The 18,406-nt window shown below is 37.9% G+C and carries 15 protein-coding genes; 7 read left to right on the top strand and 8 right to left on the bottom strand.

Annotated features, from left to right (window positions below; all coding sequences use genetic code 11):
* The 3 genes from AAKU52_RS02250 to radA all read left to right on the top strand — a co-directional run bounded on the left by AAKU52_RS02250 (position 1) and on the right by radA (position 4,191).
* Positions 1–861: a tetratricopeptide repeat protein gene (locus tag AAKU52_RS02250; protein ID WP_354329770.1), complete on the top strand. Its 861-nt coding sequence runs from the start codon at positions 1–3 to the stop codon at positions 859–861.
* Between the two features lie 266 nt (positions 862–1,127).
* A complete protein-coding gene (locus tag AAKU52_RS02240; protein WP_354329766.1) occupies positions 1,128–2,678 on the top strand; it encodes an Rne/Rng family ribonuclease in 1,551 nt (516 codons plus the stop codon).
* 136 nt (positions 2,679–2,814) lie between these two features.
* Complete coding sequence (gene radA, locus AAKU52_RS02235) at positions 2,815–4,191, top strand: DNA repair protein RadA (protein WP_354329764.1); 1,377 nt, start codon at positions 2,815–2,817, stop codon at positions 4,189–4,191.
* 44 nt (positions 4,192–4,235) lie between these two features.
* Here the strand turns inward: radA and carB are convergent, their stop codons facing one another.
* Positions 4,236–7,052, bottom strand: coding sequence for a carbamoyl-phosphate synthase large subunit (carB, locus tag AAKU52_RS02230; RefSeq protein WP_354329763.1), 2,817 nt, complete (start codon positions 7,050–7,052; stop codon positions 4,236–4,238).
* Positions 7,053–7,188: 136 nt separating this feature from the next.
* Complete coding sequence (locus AAKU52_RS02225) at positions 7,189–7,500, bottom strand: carboxypeptidase regulatory-like domain-containing protein (RefSeq protein WP_354329761.1); 312 nt, start codon at positions 7,498–7,500, stop codon at positions 7,189–7,191.
* 181 nt (positions 7,501–7,681) lie between these two features.
* Here AAKU52_RS02225 and AAKU52_RS02220 point away from each other — a divergent pair, with 181 nt between their 5' ends.
* From AAKU52_RS02220 to AAKU52_RS02205, 4 genes are all read left to right on the top strand, one after another.
* On the top strand, positions 7,682–8,206 hold the full coding sequence (locus AAKU52_RS02220) for a hypothetical protein (protein ID WP_354329759.1): 525 nt from the start codon (positions 7,682–7,684) through the stop codon (positions 8,204–8,206).
* A 138-nt stretch (positions 8,207–8,344) separates the two neighbouring features.
* Complete coding sequence (locus tag AAKU52_RS02215) at positions 8,345–8,878, top strand: AAA family ATPase (RefSeq protein WP_354329757.1); 534 nt, start codon at positions 8,345–8,347, stop codon at positions 8,876–8,878.
* 240 nt (positions 8,879–9,118) lie between these two features.
* Complete coding sequence (locus AAKU52_RS02210) at positions 9,119–11,575, top strand: TonB-dependent receptor (RefSeq protein ID WP_354329755.1); 2,457 nt, start codon at positions 9,119–9,121, stop codon at positions 11,573–11,575.
* A 36-nt stretch (positions 11,576–11,611) separates the two neighbouring features.
* A complete protein-coding gene (locus tag AAKU52_RS02205) occupies positions 11,612–12,244 on the top strand; it encodes a thiamine phosphate synthase (protein WP_354329753.1) in 633 nt (210 codons plus the stop codon).
* Here the strand turns inward: AAKU52_RS02205 and AAKU52_RS02200 are convergent, their stop codons facing one another.
* From AAKU52_RS02200 to rpsB, 6 genes are all read right to left on the bottom strand, one after another.
* A complete protein-coding gene (locus AAKU52_RS02200; RefSeq protein ID WP_354329751.1) occupies positions 12,245–13,993 on the bottom strand; it encodes an ABC transporter ATP-binding protein in 1,749 nt (582 codons plus the stop codon).
* 102 nt (positions 13,994–14,095) lie between these two features.
* A complete protein-coding gene (gene frr, locus AAKU52_RS02195) occupies positions 14,096–14,659 on the bottom strand; it encodes a ribosome recycling factor (protein WP_354329749.1) in 564 nt (187 codons plus the stop codon).
* Positions 14,660–14,697: 38 nt separating this feature from the next.
* Positions 14,698–15,405, bottom strand: a complete 708-nt coding sequence (gene pyrH / locus AAKU52_RS02190; protein ID WP_354329747.1) for a UMP kinase — start codon at positions 15,403–15,405, stop codon at positions 14,698–14,700.
* Positions 15,406–15,428: 23 nt separating this feature from the next.
* The gene (nagA, locus tag AAKU52_RS02185; protein WP_354329745.1) at positions 15,429–16,550 is read right to left on the bottom strand and encodes an N-acetylglucosamine-6-phosphate deacetylase; all 1,122 of its coding nucleotides are present in this window, start codon (positions 16,548–16,550) and stop codon (positions 15,429–15,431) included.
* An 88-nt stretch (positions 16,551–16,638) separates the two neighbouring features.
* A complete protein-coding gene (tsf, locus tag AAKU52_RS02180) occupies positions 16,639–17,475 on the bottom strand; it encodes a translation elongation factor Ts (protein ID WP_354329743.1) in 837 nt (278 codons plus the stop codon).
* Between the two features lie 102 nt (positions 17,476–17,577).
* On the bottom strand, positions 17,578–18,402 hold the full coding sequence (gene rpsB / locus AAKU52_RS02175) for a 30S ribosomal protein S2 (protein WP_354329740.1): 825 nt from the start codon (positions 18,400–18,402) through the stop codon (positions 17,578–17,580).
* Positions 18,403–18,406: the final 4 nt, after the last annotated feature.

Here is an 18,406-nt window from a genome sequence, read left to right as displayed (position 1 = left end):
ATGATCAAAGATATCCGGACTAAACAAGTAATAATTATTGGAGCAATTTTGCTGCTGATCGCATTTTTGTTTACAAGAGATATTAAAGGTTTGGTTAAACCAAAAGAAGATACAACTAATACTCCTGCTGCCGGAGAATTAGCAACTAAACCAGCACAGGAAATCAACTTACAGGAAGTATCCACAGTTGGGAAAAATATAATAAACACTAGTTTAGCCGCTGAAATCACTACCTTAGAGAATAATTACAAAAAAGCTCCGGAAAATGATAAAAATACGGTAGCTCTGCAGCTCGCCCAAAAATGGGATGATGTAGAACAACCTATTCCAAGTGCGTTATATTTAGAGCTTATTGCAGGTAAAGAACCCAAAATCAACAATTGGTTAAATGCCGGTGAAAGATTTATGAAAGCCTTTGATTTAACCCGGGACAGCGTAATCCAGCCCGCCTTACTTCAAAAAGCAAACAACTCTTACAAGAATGCTTTTGAACTAGACTCTAATAATGCAGTCGCGAAAACTGGTTTGGGAATAACCATTGTAAATGGAATGGGAATGCCAATGGAAGGTATAGCAATGTTATTAGCCGTTGTTAAAAAAGATCCTACAAATTTAAAAGCAAATATGAGTTTAGGTACATTTGCAATTAAATCAGGACAGTTTGATAAAGCTATTGTTAGATTTAATGAGATTATTGCACAGCAGCCTTCACCAGATGCTTATTTCTATCTGGCTACAGCTTATGAAAACCTAGGCAAAAAGAAAGAAGCTATTGCAGCTTATTTAAACAGTAAAAAGCTTGCAGCGAATCCAACATTATCTAAATTCATTGATAAACGTGTGGAAGAGCTCAGTAAATAATTAATAAACAGATTTTTTAAAATATTTAATTTTCAGAATTATGCCAAGTGGTAAAAAAAGAAAGAGACATAAAATGGCTACGCACAAACGTAAAAAACACTTAAGAAAAAACAGACATAAGAATAAGAAAAAATAGCCTCTTATTTTGAAATGTAAACAAGTAAAATATGCGTTGATTTATTGACGTATATTTTACTTGTTCACTATTTTTCGTATCAGTTCATGCGTTAATGGGGCATTTTTATATGCCGTAAAATTTACAGCTTTTGGTAAAAGAATTAATTATCGATTCATCTCCTACGGGAGTAACCATAGCTTTAATTGAAGACAAACACCTTGTAGAACTTCATAAAGAACACATCAACACCAACTATGCTGTTGGCGATATTTATTTAGGCCGTATAAAGAAAATTATGCCGGGCTTAAATGCTGCGTTTGTTGATGTGGGTTATGAAAAAGATGCGTTCCTGCATTATTTTGATCTGGGACCGCAAGTGCAATCTTTATTAAAGCTAACAAAAATTAAGCGTAATGGCACCGTTAATGGGACGTTATTAGATAACTTTAAACTTGAGCCTGATATTAATAAGGCCGGGAAGATCTCTGAAATCGTCTCCAAAAATATTGTCATCCCTGTTCAAATAGCCAAAGAGCCTATTTCGACTAAAGGGCCACGCTTAAGTTCTGACCTTTCTATAGCAGGCCGCTATATTGTATTGGTCCCTTTCTCTAATGTTATCTCTATATCCAAAAAAATAAAAAGTAATACCGAACGCAATCGTTTAAAAAAGATTATTGAAAGTATTAAACCTAAAAATTTTGGTGTTATTATTAGAACGGTTTCCGAAGGAAAAGGTGTAGGGGAACTGCAAAAAGATCTCTTGGATTCTGTAACCAAATGGGAAAACTTCATCAAGAAGTTGCCCGATGCAGAACCTTCTAAACGTGTGTGGGGAGAAATGGATCGTACGTCTACGTTGATCCGAGATATCCTGAGCACAGATTTTACGAATGTTTATGTAAACGATCAAAGTTTATTTGAAGATATTCGTTCTTATGTTCATGAAATTTCTCCGGAAATGGAGAAAATAGTGAAGCATTACAAGCAAAAAGAGCCCATATTTGAGCACTTTGGTCTGGATAAACAGATTAAAAATGGCTTCGGTAAAACGGTGACCCTCGCTGGTGGTGCCTATCTGGTTGTTGAACATACTGAAGCGTTACATGTTATTGATGTAAATAGCGGTAATAGAACTGCGAGCAAGGAAAACCAGGAAGAAAATGCTCTTCAGGTGAATAAAGAAGCCGCAAAAGAAATTGCACGCCAGCTTAGGCTGCGTGATATGGGCGGTATTGTCGTTATCGATTTTATTGACATGCACAAGCCTGTTAACCGTAAAATGTTATTTGACTATTTACGGGAACTGATGCAGCTGGACCGTGCAAAACACACTATTTTGCCTCCGAGTAAATTTGGTTTGGTTCAGATTACCCGCCAAAGGGTGAGACCTGAAATGAACATTGTTACCAGTGAAAAATGTCCTACTTGTGGAGGTACGGGGGAAATTAAAGCAAGTATTGTCCTAATGGATGATATAGAAAATAACCTCACTTACATACTGCAGGAACAGAATGAAAAGAACGTTACACTGTGTGTACATCCTTATATTGAAGCCTATATTAAAAAGGGAATAGTTTCCCTACAATGGAAATGGTTCTTCAAATTCGGTCAACGCATAAAATTAAGAGCTGTGCCTTCTTACAATCTGACAGAGTTTCATTTCTTATCGGCTAAAGACGAAGAAATTAAACTGTAACTCTTGTATTAAAACTTAATTGTAAGCCTGATTTCTAAATAGAAGTCAGGCTTATTAATTTTAACTCCTTTTATTTTTTAATTATACGATTGCTTCAATTTAGCGTTAAATTAGTAATTCTTTAAACCATCAAACATTGGCTAAAACTAAATCAGCATATTTTTGTCAGAGCTGTGGGTATGAATCCGCAAAATGGCTTGGTAAATGCCCTTCATGTAATTCCTGGAATACTTTGGTAGAAGAGATTATGGAGAAAACTGCAGCAAAGGTTCCGACCTGGAAAAGCAGTGGCAGTAACATACGTGCCAATAAACCAAGCAAAGTGGAAAGTATTGAATCTTCTACAGAAAAAAGGATATTAACCGGCGACCAGGAGCTGGACCGTGTTTTAGGGGGAGGGCTGGTTACAGGTTCCGTTACTTTAATAGGTGGTGAACCGGGCATAGGAAAATCCACTTTAATGTTGCAGCTGGCTTTAAACCTTCCTCATAAAAAGATACTATATATTTCAGGTGAGGAAAGTGAGCAGCAAATAAAAATGCGTGCAGAGCGTATTACCAGTAATCCTACTGCTGATTGCTATATTTTAACGGAAACTTCTACTCAGAATATCTTTAAACAAATTGAGGCCCTCGAACCTGAAATTGTTATTGTAGACTCCATTCAAACCCTTCATTCTGCTCATATAGAATCTACGCCCGGTAGTGTTTCGCAGGTAAGGGAATGTACAGCTGAACTTTTGCGCTTTGCAAAAGAAACTGATACACCCGTATTTTTAATTGGCCATATTACTAAAGACGGCGCCATTGCCGGTCCGAAAATACTGGAACATATGGTAGACACGGTATTACAATTTGAGGGCGACAGGCACCATATATACCGAATATTAAGGTCTATCAAAAACAGGTTTGGTGCGGCAGCAGAATTGGGAATTTATGCTATGAACAGTGCCGGTCTGCGGGAAGTGACCAATCCTTCTGAAATTTTATTATCACAACGTGATGAGGAGCTGAGTGGAATTGCCATATCGGCAACTTTAGAGGGTGCCAGGCCTATGCTGATTGAAACACAGGCTTTGGTGAGCGTTGCAGCCTACGGAACACCTCAGCGATCAGCCACGGGTTTTGATACCAAGCGAATGAACATGCTGCTGGCAGTATTAGAAAAAAGGTGTGGCTTTAGATTAAGTACCAGAGATGTGTTTTTAAATCTTGCAGGGGGTATAAGGGTTGAAGATCCAGCGATAGATTTGGCTATTATGGCGGCTATCATCTCTTCTCATGAGGATATTGCTATCCCCTCTAAGTATTGCTTTGCAGCAGAAGTAGGTTTATCTGGTGAAATAAGGGCTGTAAACAGAATAGATCAACGCATTTCAGAAGCTGAGAAATTAGGTTTTGAAAGGATATTTATCTCAAAATATAACTTAAAGGGCCTGGTATTAGAGAAGTACAATATTGAAATTATTGGCGTTGGTAAAATTGAAGATGTGTTTAGCGCCCTATTTGGCTAATGATAAAAAAGACATAAAAAAAGTCCCTTTCGGGACTTTTTTTACTATTTCGACAAATACATTGATTTGTCTTTATATAACTTCCTGAAGTAAGGATCTTCCAGGTCTTTGATGAAACGGATAGATTCTCCAGTTGATTTCATTTCCGGGCCTAATTCTTTCGTAACTTCCGGGAATTTCTCATAAGAGAACACTGGTTCTTTAATGGCATAACCATCTAACTTGCGTTCTATCGTAAAATCTTTCAGTTTATTAACCCCTAACATAATTTTAGCTGCTATATTAATGTACGGAACATCGTAAGCTTTAGCAATGAAAGGTACGGTTCGTGACGCTCTTGGATTCGCTTCAATCACATAGACTTTTCCATCTTTTACCGCAAACTGTATGTTCAGTAAACCGATAACATTTAAGGCTCTTGCAATCTTTTTAGAATAAGTTTCCATATCGGCCATTACTTTTTCTGAAAGACTAAAAGGGGGCAATACAGCAAATGAATCTCCGGAGTGTATTCCTGCAGGCTCAATGTGCTCCATTAATCCAATGATATGAACATCTTCGCCATCGCAAATCGAGTCAGACTCGGTTTCTTCTGCCCTGTCCAGAAAATGATCAATCAAAACGCGGTTGCCTGGTAGATCTCCTAAAAGTTTCACTACAGCTTTCTCCAGATCTTCATCATTAATCACGATGCTCATCCCTTGTCCACCCAATACATAACTTGGACGTACCAATACTGGATATCCTACCTGGTTAGCTACAACAATAGCTTCTTCTGCATTTTCAGCAACACCATACCTTGGATAAGGAATTTCCAGTTCTTTCAACAAATCAGAGAAACGACCACGGTCTTCTGCAACATCCATGTCGTTATAAGAAGTACCGATGATTTTAACACCCATCTCTTCAAGCTTCTCGGCCATCTTTAAGGCTGTTTGACCGCCAAGTTGTACAATCACACCTACAGGTTTTTCCAGCTCAATAATCTCACGAACATGTTCCCAGAATACAGGCTCAAAATACAGCTTATCAGCCATATTAAAATCTGTAGAAACAGTTTCAGGATTACAATTAATCATAATGGCTTCAAAACCGCACTCTTTTGCAGCAAGTAAGCCATGTACACAAGAGTAATCAAATTCTATTCCCTGACCAATACGATTTGGTCCGGATCCAAGAACAATTACTTTTTTCTTATCAGAAGCAAGAGATTCGTTCTCCTCTTCAAAAGTAGAATAGTAATAAGGCGTTAGTGCAGCAAACTCTGCAGCACAAGTATCCACCATTTTATAAACACGTTTAATGCCTAAGACCTTCCTGCGTTCATAAACTTCATCTTCTGTTACATTACCTAATAAATAGGCGATCTGAATATCAGAATAACCCTTTTGTTTTAGCGTAAAGAAGAAGTCTTTTGGTATGTTATTTAAAGAATATCTTTTTAATTCTACTTCGAGCTGTACTAATTCCTGAATTTGCGACAAGAACCATTTATCTATACGGGTAACCTTGCGGATAGATTCCAAAGGTACACCCATGCTCATGGCGTCTTTAATCAGAAACAACCTATTCCAGCTTGGGTGCTGCAGGCCATACATGATTTCATCAATATTACGGCTGTGCTTTCCATCGGCGCCTAAACCAGCTCTGCCAATTTCTAAACTCTGACAAGCTTTTTGAAGGGCTTCTATAAAAGTACGTCCAATGGCCATTACTTCACCAACGGATTTCATTTGAAGACCAAGTTCCATATTAGCACCTTTGAATTTATCAAAGTTCCAGCGAGGAATTTTCACGATCACATAGTCTAAGCTAGGCTCGAAATAAGCGGAAGTAGTTTTGGTAATTTGATTTTCTATTTCATCCAAGTTATATCCTATAGCTAATTTAGAAGCAATTTTTGCAATAGGATAACCGGTAGCCTTACTAGCAAGTGCAGAAGAACGAGAAACCCTTGGATTGATTTCAATGGCAATAATTTCGTCGTTATCTGGGTTTACTGAAAACTGAACGTTACATCCACCGGCAAAATTACCGATAGCACGCATCATTTTAATTGCCTGGTTACGCATATCCTGATAGCAACGATCAGATAAAGTCATGGCAGGAGCTACTGTAATAGAATCTCCGGTATGGATGCCCATAGGGTCGAAGTTTTCAATAGAACAGATGATAATTACATTGTCAGCGCTGTCTCTGAGCAATTCCAGTTCATATTCTTTCCACCCTAACACGGCTTGTTCTACCAATACCTCGTGGGTTGGTGAAGCTTCTAATCCGCGTTTTAAAGCTTGATCGAATTCTTCTTTTTTGTGCACAAAACCACCTCCATAACCACCTAAAGTGTATGAAGGACGAATAACCAGTGGATATCCGATTTGTTGTGCAGCTTCTTTACCTTCTAAAAATGAGTTAGCTATCCTTGAATTGGCAACGCCAATACCGATATCAACCATTAATTGTCGGAAAGCTTCTCTGTTTTCTGTTTTTTCAATAGCGGCAACGTCAACCCCTATTACTCTTACACCGTATTTTTCCCAAACACCGCGTTCTTCAGCTTCTTTACAAAGGTTTAATGCTGTTTGTCCGCCCATAGTAGGCAAAACGGCATCAATCTTTCTTTCAATTAGGATCTGTTCAATTGAATCTACTGTTAACGGGCGAAGGTAAACATGGTCTGCGATGACCTTATCCGTCATAATTGTTGCAGGATTGGAGTTAATAATGGAAACTTCAATTCCTTCTTCTTTTAAGGATAGGGCGGCTTGGGATCCTGCATAATCAAATTCACAGGCTTGACCAATAATAATGGGTCCGGATCCGATGATCAATATGGAACGTATGGAAGTGTCTTTTGGCATATGGCTTTAAAAGTTTTGCTCGCGAGATTTTCTATACGAAAAGAAATATCCCGACTACTCTGTCGGGGTGCAAAGTTAAGCTTTTAGGCCATATAAATGACACCTTTTTATAAAAAACCACTAAATTTTATGGTAATTATTTTAATAATTGAATCTGGCCAATATCTGTTGTAGCACTATCAATAACAGCAACCTCATTCAAGGTATAATCCAGGTAAGGCGAGGCAGCCTTAATCATAACTTTATAGGTTTTTGCCGGAAGGTTTTTGAGCAAGAAACCGCCATTAATATTTTGCACTTTAATGGTATCGGCACCAGAAATCACAAGAATTTCTTTAACCCCTTCAACTGGAATTATTCTTCCCTGCAAAGCCCCGCTATTTTGCGCTTTAAAAGCAAACAACGCAACCGATAAAATGATAAGGACAGCAATTTTGTAACTTTTCATAGGACAAATATTTAAGCTTATTAGAAGTTAAAGATGCGCATTTACCACTAAGCTACCAAAATTATTACATAGTCTGTATGCAAATACAGACAGGCATTGAAGCCTAAAAATAACTATCATTCCAGTCAAGTCCATTTGACAGCTTATTATCTCTTGGAACAGAATTTGTTTATAACTGTATATGAAAAAACTTATCATCGCATTTTTAGCTATAAGTATAGGAATAAGTGGTTGTGCAACAGTACAATCGATCATTAAATCCAGCTTCCCATATACAGCAACCTTAATCATTCCAGCTTCAGCCAAAGCAAACAGCACGATATCTGCTACAAGTGCAGCGAGTAGCTTTGATGAAGTTTTCGGCAACCAAAATGGGAACACTTATATTAAAGAGGTGAGAATTGCTTCTGCAAGGTTAACAGCGGCAAACCCCAACACCCAAAGTATGGGAATGTTTAAATCTGTAAAAATATTTATCTCTAATGGAACTAGCAGTGAAGTCATGGTAGCGTCAAGAAATGATATTGCAGAAAATATCGGCACTTCTTTAGTACTAGACATTGATAATTCACGTTTTCTTGATAGTTATATTAAAGGAAACAGCCTGCGGATTAGAGTAGAGTATGTTTTAAGAAATGGGGTAACTACTGATATAAGTGTTAAGGCAGCTTTAAGTTTTAGCTCATCCCCTAACGCCGCTATATAATAAAAGCATTCTCCTTAGGGAGGATATTCTTCATAAATAGTTTGTTTGGTTTATTATCCGGTAAGAGATTTATCTTTTACCGGATTTTTTTTTATACCGCTGTATGACTTACTTTTGTGGCATGGATAAAAAATAAACGTGAATAAAAGAATTAAAAAAATAGCCATTGTAGGCCCTGAAAGCACCGGAAAGTCGACCATTACACAACAATTGGCCAGACACTATAAAACCCATTGGGTGGCAGAATATGCAAGGTATTACTGTGCTGCTTTAACAGCGCCCTGTACTTTGCAGGATGAAATCAATATGTTCCATGGACAAGTGGCACTTGAACAGTCGGTGGTAGCAATGACCGAAAACAGCTTTATATTTTGCGATACAACTTTTTTAACGGTAAAAATCTGGAGCGATGCCACCTTAGGCAAGACCCCACAAATTGTGCTCAATGCACTGCCAAAATATGACTATGATTTATACCTGCTAATGGACATAGACCTTCCCTGGCAGGAAGATCCTCTACGCAATTTCCCACACCTTAGGGAACATTTCATGAACATTTGGCACCAGGAGTTAAGACTGCTGCAGGCAAACTATACGGTGGTTGGTGGAACTGTAGATCGTTTTGAAAATGCGGTGAAAGTAATAGATGCTTTTCTTTTAGAAAATCCTTAATGCTGCATATTAATTGCAATACTTAATTTATTTTATACATTTGCATTATCAAAAGGGGTGCCTTGTTTTGTAAAAAAAACACAAAAACAGGCTGAGATCATACCCATTACAGCTAAACTGAGTAGTTAGCTTGTATGAACCTGATCCGGATAATGCCGGCGTAGGGATTGGAGTTATGGAGTTAAACTAAACTGTAAACACCCCTATTTACAGCTTATGTAACTAAAAAACAATTACAAATTGAAAAAATTATTGATTACGGCTGTTGCCGTGTTGCTGTTTCCGCTGTTAACGAAAGCGCAATTTAACATTTCAGGAACAGTTTCTGAAAAAAACACCCTCTTGCCTGGAGCAAGCATTCGTATTAAAAATGCCGGAATAGGTGCAAAAGCAAATAGCGAAGGCTATTACCAGCTAAAAAACATTAAAGCTGGAAGTTACACCTTAGAAGTAAGTTTTATAGGCTACCAGCCTCTGCAAAAAAACATTATCTTAAATGCTGATTTAAATATAGACTTTAGCCTAATTACTGCTTCCTATTTGGCTGAAGAAGTCATTGTGCGGGGTACGCGTGCCAATGAGAAGTCTGCCACAACCTTCAAAAACCTAAGTAAAGAGGAAATCAATGCGAATAACTTTGGCCAGGATCTTCCTTTTATTTTGAATAATACCCCTGGTGTGGTGGTTTCATCGGATGCTGGAACTGGCATCGGTTACACCGGAATAAGGATTCGGGGAAGTGATGCAACACGCATTAACGTTACCGTAAATGGCATCCCTTATAACGACAGTGAGAGTCAGGGTAGCTTTTGGGTAAACATGCCCGATTTCGCCTCTTCCGTAGACAACGTACAAATACAGCGTGGTGTAGGCACTTCTACCAATGGTGCAGGAGCGTTTGGCGCTAGCATAAATGTGCAAACCAGCGCAGGAAGTATTGAGCCCTATGCTGAATTGAATAATACTGTTGGCTCTTATAACACCCTTAAAAACACCGTAAAACTTGGAACCGGACTGATCGATAATAAATGGAGTTTTGATGGAAGGCTTTCTCAAATTAAAACAGATGGTTTTATTGATCGTGCAGCTTCAAATTTAAAATCCTACTTTTTATCAGGTGCTTACAAGGGTAAGAAAGACTTGCTACGCTTAAACGTTTTTGCTGGTGCTGAAAAAACCTACCAGGCTTGGAATGGAATTCCTGAATCGAGGTTAAACGGTGATGCGGCTGGTATGCAGGCTTATATTGCCCGTAATTACCTCAGCGACGCTGATGCTACCAATTTATTGAATTCGGGCAACAGAACATATAACTCTTTTACCTATAAAGACCAAACGGATAATTACTGGCAAAACCATTACCAGTTATTGTATGCCAGACAGTTTAATGAACAGTTTTCATTTAACGGAGCGCTGCATTATACCGACGGCAGGGGTTATTATGAAGAATTTAAAACTGGTCAGAAATTTAAAAATTATGGCTTAGCAAATGTTGAGCTAGGTGGGACTACAAAAGACAAAACTGACCTTATTCGAAGAAGATGGTTAGACAATGACTTTTATGGGGTTACCTATAACTTCAATTACCAACCCCAATCCAATTTGACTTTTACCCTGGGCGGTGCTTATAACGAATATAAAGGTAAGCACTTTGGAGAGGTGATCTGGGCACAATATGCTTCAAACGGGCAATATGGCGACCATTATTACGATAATCAGGGTGATAAATCAGATTTCAATATCTTCGGAAAAGTAATGTTTAATCCGAGTGAAAAGCTCAGCCTTTTCGCCGATGTTCAATACAGAAATATCAATTACGAAGTGGCAGGAACAGATAAAAACCTGACTAATATTGATTTTAACGACCAAATGAATTTCTTTAACCCTAAAGTTGGGGCTACTTATTTCATGAACTCCAACAGCAACGTGTATTTATCGTTCAGCCTTGCCAATAAAGAACCTAACCGCGATGACTATGTGAATGCAAATCCAAGTTTGTTTCCCAAATCTGAGCGTTTATATAACACTGAATTGGGCTATCGTATAAAAGCTGGAAAATTAAATGCTGGTGTAAATGCCTATGGTATGTTTTATAAAGACCAATTGGTGGTAACGGGAAAAATCAATGATGTTGGTGAACCAATCCGTCAAAATGTTTCAAAAAGTTACCGGATCGGGATAGAATTGGATGCTTCTTATATTTTAAGCAGCAAATTTGTATTGAACGCAAATGCAGCGATAAGCAGAAATAAGATAAGTAACTATGTTGATTATCTTTACGAATATGATGAAAATGGTGATATCATTAATACGGTGACAACAAATTATGAATCCCCAGACATTTCTTACTCTCCAGCAGCCGTGTTGTTTGGCGAATTGGCTTATAAACCACTACAAGGCTTTGCAATCGCATTACAAAACAAATATGTAAGCAAACAATATTTAGATAATACCCAAAACGAATCAAGAAAGTTAAAAGCCTATTTTGTAAGTAATTTACGCGCAGGATATGATTTTAGTGCCTTTGGTATAAAGAATATAAACCTTGGATTACTGGTCAACAATGTTTTCAACAAAAAATATGAAAGTAATGGTTATACTTACGGATCGATTTACCAGGGTGTAACTACTACGGAGAATTTTTATTTCGCTCAGGCAGGTACTAACTTTTTACTATCTTTAAATTTGAAGTTTTAATTAAACCCCTGATGATCCAATCATTATAAGTTATTCATGAAAAAATATATAGAAAAACTGCATTTCATTACCCATGATATTCCCCAGTTAAGCCATGTTGAGCAAACACAACTGGCCTGTGAGGCAGGAGCAAAATGGATACAATACCGTTGCCTAACAAAAACGGAGGAAGAACTGCTGAATGAAATTCATGAAGTCTCATCGATTTGTGACGATTGGGGGGCTACCCTAATCGTTACAAATCATGTGCATTTAAAGGGAAAAGCCGATATACAAGGTTTTCACATAGAAGATATGGACGCTGATTTCATTGCTTTACGGCGACAGTTGGGAGAAGAAGTTACCATTGGAGGCTCTTCAAATACGATAGAAGGGTTAATCAGGCTGTGGGAAGAAGGTGCAGACTATGCCGGTTTTGGTCCTTTTGGAGTAACCATCACAAAACCAAATGTGGCACCAATGCTGGGCATAACTGGTTATGCAAAAGGACTTTCCGCATTGAAAAAATTAAACATTGATTTTCCTGTACTTGCCGTTGGTGGCGTAACCTTACACGATGTAACAGCCCTGATGCAAACGGGGATATTTGGCATAGCAGCATCAGCAGCCATTAACCAGGCTGATGATTTACGCGATGCTTACGAAGCTTTTTATACGAAATTGCTTTAATTATACCGTTGTCCGCTCACCCACTTGTTGGCGCCACATGGCATAATATAAGCCTTTTTCTTCCAGCAGATCAGCATGTTTACCCTGCTCAATGATCTGACCTCTTTCCAGCACATAGATTCGGTCTGCATGCCTAATGGTTGACAAGCGGTGTGCAATTAATACAGTAATATGACTGGTTTTAGCAGAAATATCCCGGATTGTTGCTGTTATTTCTTCTTCAGTTAGGGAGTCAAGAGAAGAAGTTGCCTCATCAAACACTAATATATCTGGCTTTCGCAGTAAGGCCCTGGCAATGGATAAACGTTGTTTCTCCCCACCGGAAACTTTTACACCACCTTCGCCAATCACGGTATCAAGTCCTTTATCTGCACGAGCCATTAAGTTCTGACAAGCGGCTTGTTGCAGTACATGCAAACATTCTTCATCGCTAGCATTAGGCCTTACAAATTGCAAATTCTCGCGTATTGTACCAGAAAATAGCTGGGTATCCTGGGTTACGAAGCCAATTTTTTCACGTAACTGATCAAGATCTATATCCTGACTGGAAAAATTGTTATAGTAAACCGCTCCTTCAACAGGTTGGTACAAGCCTACCAATAATTTAACAAGTGTGGTTTTTCCAGACCCGGAAGGCCCTACAAAAGCAATGGTTTCTCCATTACTTGATTGAAAGCTGATATGATTCAAGGCATTACTTTTTCCGGTTAAATGGCGGAAACTCACTGCTTCAAAAGATAGTTTAGCAATTTTATCAAGCTTAACAGGGTTTACAGGCTTCTTGTCAATTGGCCTGTTTAAAATCCGCTTAAAATTACCCAAAGAAACTTCGGCCTCCCGCCAGGATAGAATGACGTTCCCAAGCTCCTGTAATGGACCAAACAAAAAGAAAGAGTAGAAGAGAAAGGAGAAATATTCCCCCGGAGAGATCGTATTTTCAAATATCAGGATAAGCAATACTACGACCATGGAACTGCGCACAAAATTAACCGTTGTACCCTGCACAAAGCTCATGCTCCGCACATATTTAACCTTTTTAAGCTCCAAAGCTAATATTTGATAGGTGGTTTTATTGAGCCTTTCAATTTCCTGATTAACCAACCCAAGGCTTTTTACAAGTTCAATATTCCTTAAAGATTCTGTTGTTGAACCGGCCAATGCAGTAGTTTCTCCAACAATGATTCTTTGAATAGTTTTGATTTTACCACTTAAAAACCAGCTCACAAAGCTAATAATGGGAATGGCTGAAAAGTAGATGAGTGTTACTTTATAACTAACCGAAGTAGAATAAACAATTACGAATACCATACCAATCAAACTCACAAAGAGTACACTGATAAAAGAGGTTATAAATTTCTCGCAGTCTAAACGAACTTTCTGTAAAATCCCAAGCGTTTCACCGCTACGTTGGTCTTCAAACACCTGATAAGGTAATTCCAAAGAGTGTTTTAATCCATCAGCATACATACGTGCGCCTACTTTTTGCACAATAATACTGGTAAAATAATCTTGGAAGTTCTTAGCAATACGGGATACCATCGCTGCACCCACGCCAATGCCAACCAATTTAAGCACTCCCCAAACAAATTCATCTTTGGTTAATTCATCCTTTCTTTCAATAAACCTATCCACAATTTTCCCTGTAATATAAGGGTCCAGTAAGGAAAAGCCAATATTAATGGCCGCCAGAACCAGTGCAAGAACAACAAGCCACTGGTGTTTTTTGAGATAGGAAATCAGTAAATTCATGAAGGGCAAAAATAAAGAAAGGGAATATAGCTTTCGCCACATTCCCTTTAATAATTATTAATCTAGTATCATATTTTCGATAATTCAAAAAACATTAACAGATTATACGGTCATAATGTCTTTTTCTTTAGCTTCCATATGTTTATCCACTTTCACAATATAAACATCTGTTATTTTTTGAACCTCAGCTTCACCAGTTTTGATTTCATCATCAGAAACAGCATCACCTTTTAATTTTTTAATCTTTTCGTTAGCATCTTTACGGATGTTACGGATTGCAATTTTACCTCTTTCGGCTTCTTCTTTTGCTTTTTTCACTAATTCTCTCCTACGCTCTTCTGTTAGAGGAGGTACAACCAAACGAATTATTACACCGTCATTCTGAGGATTAATACCAATATTAGCTTCCATAATTGCACGCTCAATAGGAGTTAGCAATACTTTTTCCCAAGGCTGTATCAATAAAGTGCGGGCATCGGGAGTATTGATACTGGCAACTTGGCTTAAAGGAGTCGGAGTGCCATAGTAGTCTACCATAATGCCATCTAGCATACCTGCAGAAGCTTTGCCAGCACGAAGCTTAGTCAGCTCAGACTCACAGTGAATAATTGCCTTATCCATGATTGCCTGTGCATCTTGTAATTGTTTCTTTATGAGGTCATTCATAATCTGTATTATTTGTGCAAATTAATATATATTTTTAACTAAACTTTTACCAGGGTTCCAATTTCTTCACCCTCTGCAATTTTCATAAAATTACCTGACTTATTCATATCGAAAACAATGATAGGAAGTTCATTTTCTTCACAAAGCGTAAAAGCGGTCATATCCATTACATTTAGGCCTTTAGCATAAACTTCTTTGAATGAAATTTCAGAATATCGGGTAGCTGTAGAATCTTTTTCAGGATCAGCGGTATAAATACCATCCACGCGGGTACCTTTTAATACCACGTCTGCTTTAATTTCAATAGCTCTTAAAGCAGCTGCTGAATCTGTTGTGAAGTAAGGATTGCCAGTACCAGCACCAAAAATAACGACACGGCCTTTTTCCAAGTGTCTTACTGCTCTTCTGCGAATAAAGGGTTCACAAATTTGTTCCATTTTAATTGCGGTCAGCAAACGAGTTTTTAAGCCTACTTTTTCAAGAGCATCCTGCAGGGCCATACTATTGATAACTGTGGCTAACATACCCATATAATCTGCTTGCGCACGGTCCATACCAGACTTTTCTGCACTCAAACCTCTAAATATATTACCTCCACCTATCACAATGGCAATTTCCAGTCCTCTGGCATGCACTGCTTTGATATCCTCTGCGTACTGTTTAACACGTTCATTGTCAATACCGTACTGCTTATCTCCCATCAACGATTCGCCGCTTAACTTTAAAAGGATCCTTTTATACTTCATGAGTTCAAAAATAGCTATTTGTTTTAATTATTAGTGATCAAATATTCAACTCCGGCAAGAAATGCCTTTTGCAGAATTAATTCATCATTTAATAGCAGCAAATCTGCAGCTTTACCTACTTCGATTGATCCATAATGGTCATCCTTTTTAATAGCTTTTGCAGGATGTAAAGATGCCATTGCTAATGCTGAAGAAAGCGGTATAGCACAATGATTCACACAATTCCTGACCGCATCCAGCAGGGTAATGTTTGATCCTGATAAAGTACCATCTGGTGTTATAAATTTATCGCCGTTTAAACGGTGTTGGTAAGGCCCAATTTGACATTCAGTAACGGCATCGGTAATTAGAAAAAGGCGTTCCTTCATCAGCTGATAACTCATTTTGATCACCTCAAAATTAACATGTTGACCATCAGCAATGATGCTTGCCATTGCAGTCGGATGATTAAACACTGCCATAGGCAAATTTGGTGCCCTATGGTGTATCGAAGGCATGGCGTTAAATAAATGAGTTGTAGTACTGATTCCTTTATTATAAGCTGCTGTAGCCTGCTCAAAAGTTGCATCGCTATGGCCTAAAGACAAAATGATGCCTTGATCCAACAAATATTGGATTACTTCATCATCCTGTAGCTCAGCAGCTATAGTCATCATTTTTACTGTACCATCAGCAAATGCTATCAATTTCTTTACTTCTTCCAGCGAAGCTTTACAAATTAACGCTTCAACATGGGCACCTCTTCTTTTAGGATTAAGAAATGGTCCTTCCAAATGTAAACCAAGGAAACCCTTAGCTTCCTTTCTATAGGCTTTTGCTGCAGTAATAGCTTCATAAAACACTTCCATGGTATTGGTGGCCAAACAAGCCAGAAAACCTGTGGTGCCCTTACTGATTAAATCAGCATCCATTTGCTTCAAAGTATCTACGGTAGGGTAAGCAGAAAATAAATTCCCTCCACTGCCATAGATCTGTAATTCTAAAAATCCTGGTGTTAAAAGCTGGCCTTTTGCATCAATAATAGCATAGCCCGTAGGGATATCACCGGTAATGAATGCTTGAATTTTACCAGAATCAATTAAAACAGTTTGATCAATGACTAACTGGGAGTTTTTGAAAAATTTACAATTGCGGATGGCTAACATAGAAATATAGGTGTAAAATATAATAACGTAAATATAGGACATAAAAAAAGTCCCATAAGGGACTTTTTTTAATTAGCTAACAATCAGCTTAAGCGCCTAATTGTACACGTTTAAATGAAGTAACAGTTAAACCGTTAGCGGTATCATTTAAGAATTTGCGAACATCTTTAGATGTATCTTTAACAAATTCCTGGTTTAATAAAGTATTATCTTTATAGAACTTGTTTAATTTACCAGCAGCGATTTTTTCAATCATTGCTTCTGGTTTACCTTCAGCACGGATTTGTTCTTTAGCGATTTCAGTTTCACGCTCAATAGTAGTTGAATCAACACCATCTTTATCCAAAGCAACAGGGTTCATTGCAGCAATTTGCATAGCAACATCTTTACCTGCTTCTTCAACACCTTGAACATTTTGGTTTAAAGCAACCAAAACACCTAAACGGTAGTTACCGTGTATGTAAGGAACAACTTTTTCACCTGTAACAGTTTCAAATTTAGAGATACCAATTTTCTCACCAATTTTACCTGTGTTTTCAATAATGATGTCAGAAACTTTTGAACCATCAATTTCTAAAGCCAATAATTCTTCTAAAGAGGCTGGGTTTTTCTCAATTGCCAAATCAGCAAATTTGTTACCAAGGGCAACGAAATCAGTATTTTTAGCAACAAAATCAGTCTCACAGTTCAATTCAATAACAACACCACGTTTTCCGTCTGCTGTTGCTTTAGCGATTACAACACCTTCGTTAGAATCACGATCCTGGCGACTAGCGGCAACTTTAGCACCTTTTTTACGTAAGTAATCAACGGCTGCTTCAAAATCGCCGTTTGCTTCTGTTAAAGCTTTTTTGCAATCCATCATACCGGCACCGGTCTGTTGGCGTAATTTATTTACATCTGCAGCAGTAATTTGTACTGACATTTTTGTTTTGTTTTTAATTTTTAATCAAAAGATGATGGGTTGTACATTGATAGTTGTCAGTAAAAACCCGCAACACACAATACACAACCCAACACATATTATTTACGCTTCGCTTTTACCTTCTTCAGTAGCAGCAGGATTTACTTTTCTTTTTCTTTCGCCTGGTTCTTTAACTTCCGGAGCATCCGCAGCAGCTTTAGCAGCTACAGCTTCTTTTTCAGCTTCGTCGTCTTTTTCACGCTTGCGCTCATCTAAACCTTCTTCAATTGCTTTGATGATAACATCAGTGATTAAAGAGATAGATTTAGTTGCATCATCATTCGCTGGAATAGGAAAGTCAATGTTTGAAGGATCAGAGTTAGTATCAACCATTGCAAAAGTTGGAATGTTTAATTTCAACGCTTCGCTAACAGCGATGTGCTCTTTTTTAACGTCAATTAAAAAGATAGCAGCAGGTAAACGGTTTAAGTCCGCAATACCACCTAATAAACTTTCTAATTTGATACGCTCCCGTTGGATCATTAAACGCTCTTTCTTAGAAAGAATCGAATAAGTACCATCTTTAGTCATCTTATCGATGTTAGACATCTTTTTGATCGACTTGCGTACAGTTTGAAAGTTAGTTAACATTCCACCTAACCAACGTTCCGTTACGAAAGGCATGTTTACTTTTTTCGCTTGTTCAGCAACGATTTCTTTAGCTTGTTTCTTAGTTGCTACAAATAAGATCTTACGACCAGACTTAACGATTTGTTTAATCGCAGAAGCAGCTTCTTCAGTTTTAGTTAAAGTTTTATTTAAATCTATAATGTGGATACCATTGCGCTCCATGAAAATGTAGGGCGCCATCTTAGGGTTCCATTTACGGGTAAGGTGACCAAAATGTACACCTGCATCCAATAAGTCTTGATATGTTGTTCTTGCCATTGTG

Source organism: Pedobacter sp. CG_S7, from assembly GCF_040544395.1.
GTDB lineage: Bacteria > Bacteroidota > Bacteroidia > Sphingobacteriales > Sphingobacteriaceae > Pedobacter.
This window is presented reverse-complemented; position numbering and strand designations above follow the sequence as displayed.

What these genes read in the sequence shown, in the direction of transcription:
- AAKU52_RS02250 (WP_354329770.1), top strand. Translation starts at nt 1, where the DNA reads ATGATCAAAGATATCCGGACTAAACAAGTAATAATTATTGGAGCAATT.
- carB (WP_354329763.1), bottom strand. Translation starts at nt 7,052, where the DNA reads ATGCCAAAAGACACTTCCATACGTTCCATATTGATCATCGGATCCGGA.
- AAKU52_RS02225 (WP_354329761.1), bottom strand. Translation starts at nt 7,500, where the DNA reads ATGAAAAGTTACAAAATTGCTGTCCTTATCATTTTATCGGTTGCGTTG.
- AAKU52_RS02220 (WP_354329759.1), top strand. Translation starts at nt 7,682, where the DNA reads ATGAAAAAACTTATCATCGCATTTTTAGCTATAAGTATAGGAATAAGT.
- AAKU52_RS02205 (WP_354329753.1), top strand. Translation starts at nt 11,612, where the DNA reads ATGAAAAAATATATAGAAAAACTGCATTTCATTACCCATGATATTCCC.
- AAKU52_RS02200 (WP_354329751.1), bottom strand. Translation starts at nt 13,993, where the DNA reads ATGAATTTACTGATTTCCTATCTCAAAAAACACCAGTGGCTTGTTGTT.
- frr (WP_354329749.1), bottom strand. Translation starts at nt 14,659, where the DNA reads ATGAATGACCTCATAAAGAAACAATTACAAGATGCACAGGCAATCATG.
- pyrH (WP_354329747.1), bottom strand. Translation starts at nt 15,405, where the DNA reads ATGAAGTATAAAAGGATCCTTTTAAAGTTAAGCGGCGAATCGTTGATG.
- nagA (WP_354329745.1), bottom strand. Translation starts at nt 16,550, where the DNA reads ATGTTAGCCATCCGCAATTGTAAATTTTTCAAAAACTCCCAGTTAGTC.
- tsf (WP_354329743.1), bottom strand. Translation starts at nt 17,475, where the DNA reads ATGTCAGTACAAATTACTGCTGCAGATGTAAATAAATTACGCCAACAG.
- rpsB (WP_354329740.1), bottom strand. Translation starts at nt 18,402, where the DNA reads ATGGCAAGAACAACATATCAAGACTTATTGGATGCAGGTGTACATTTT.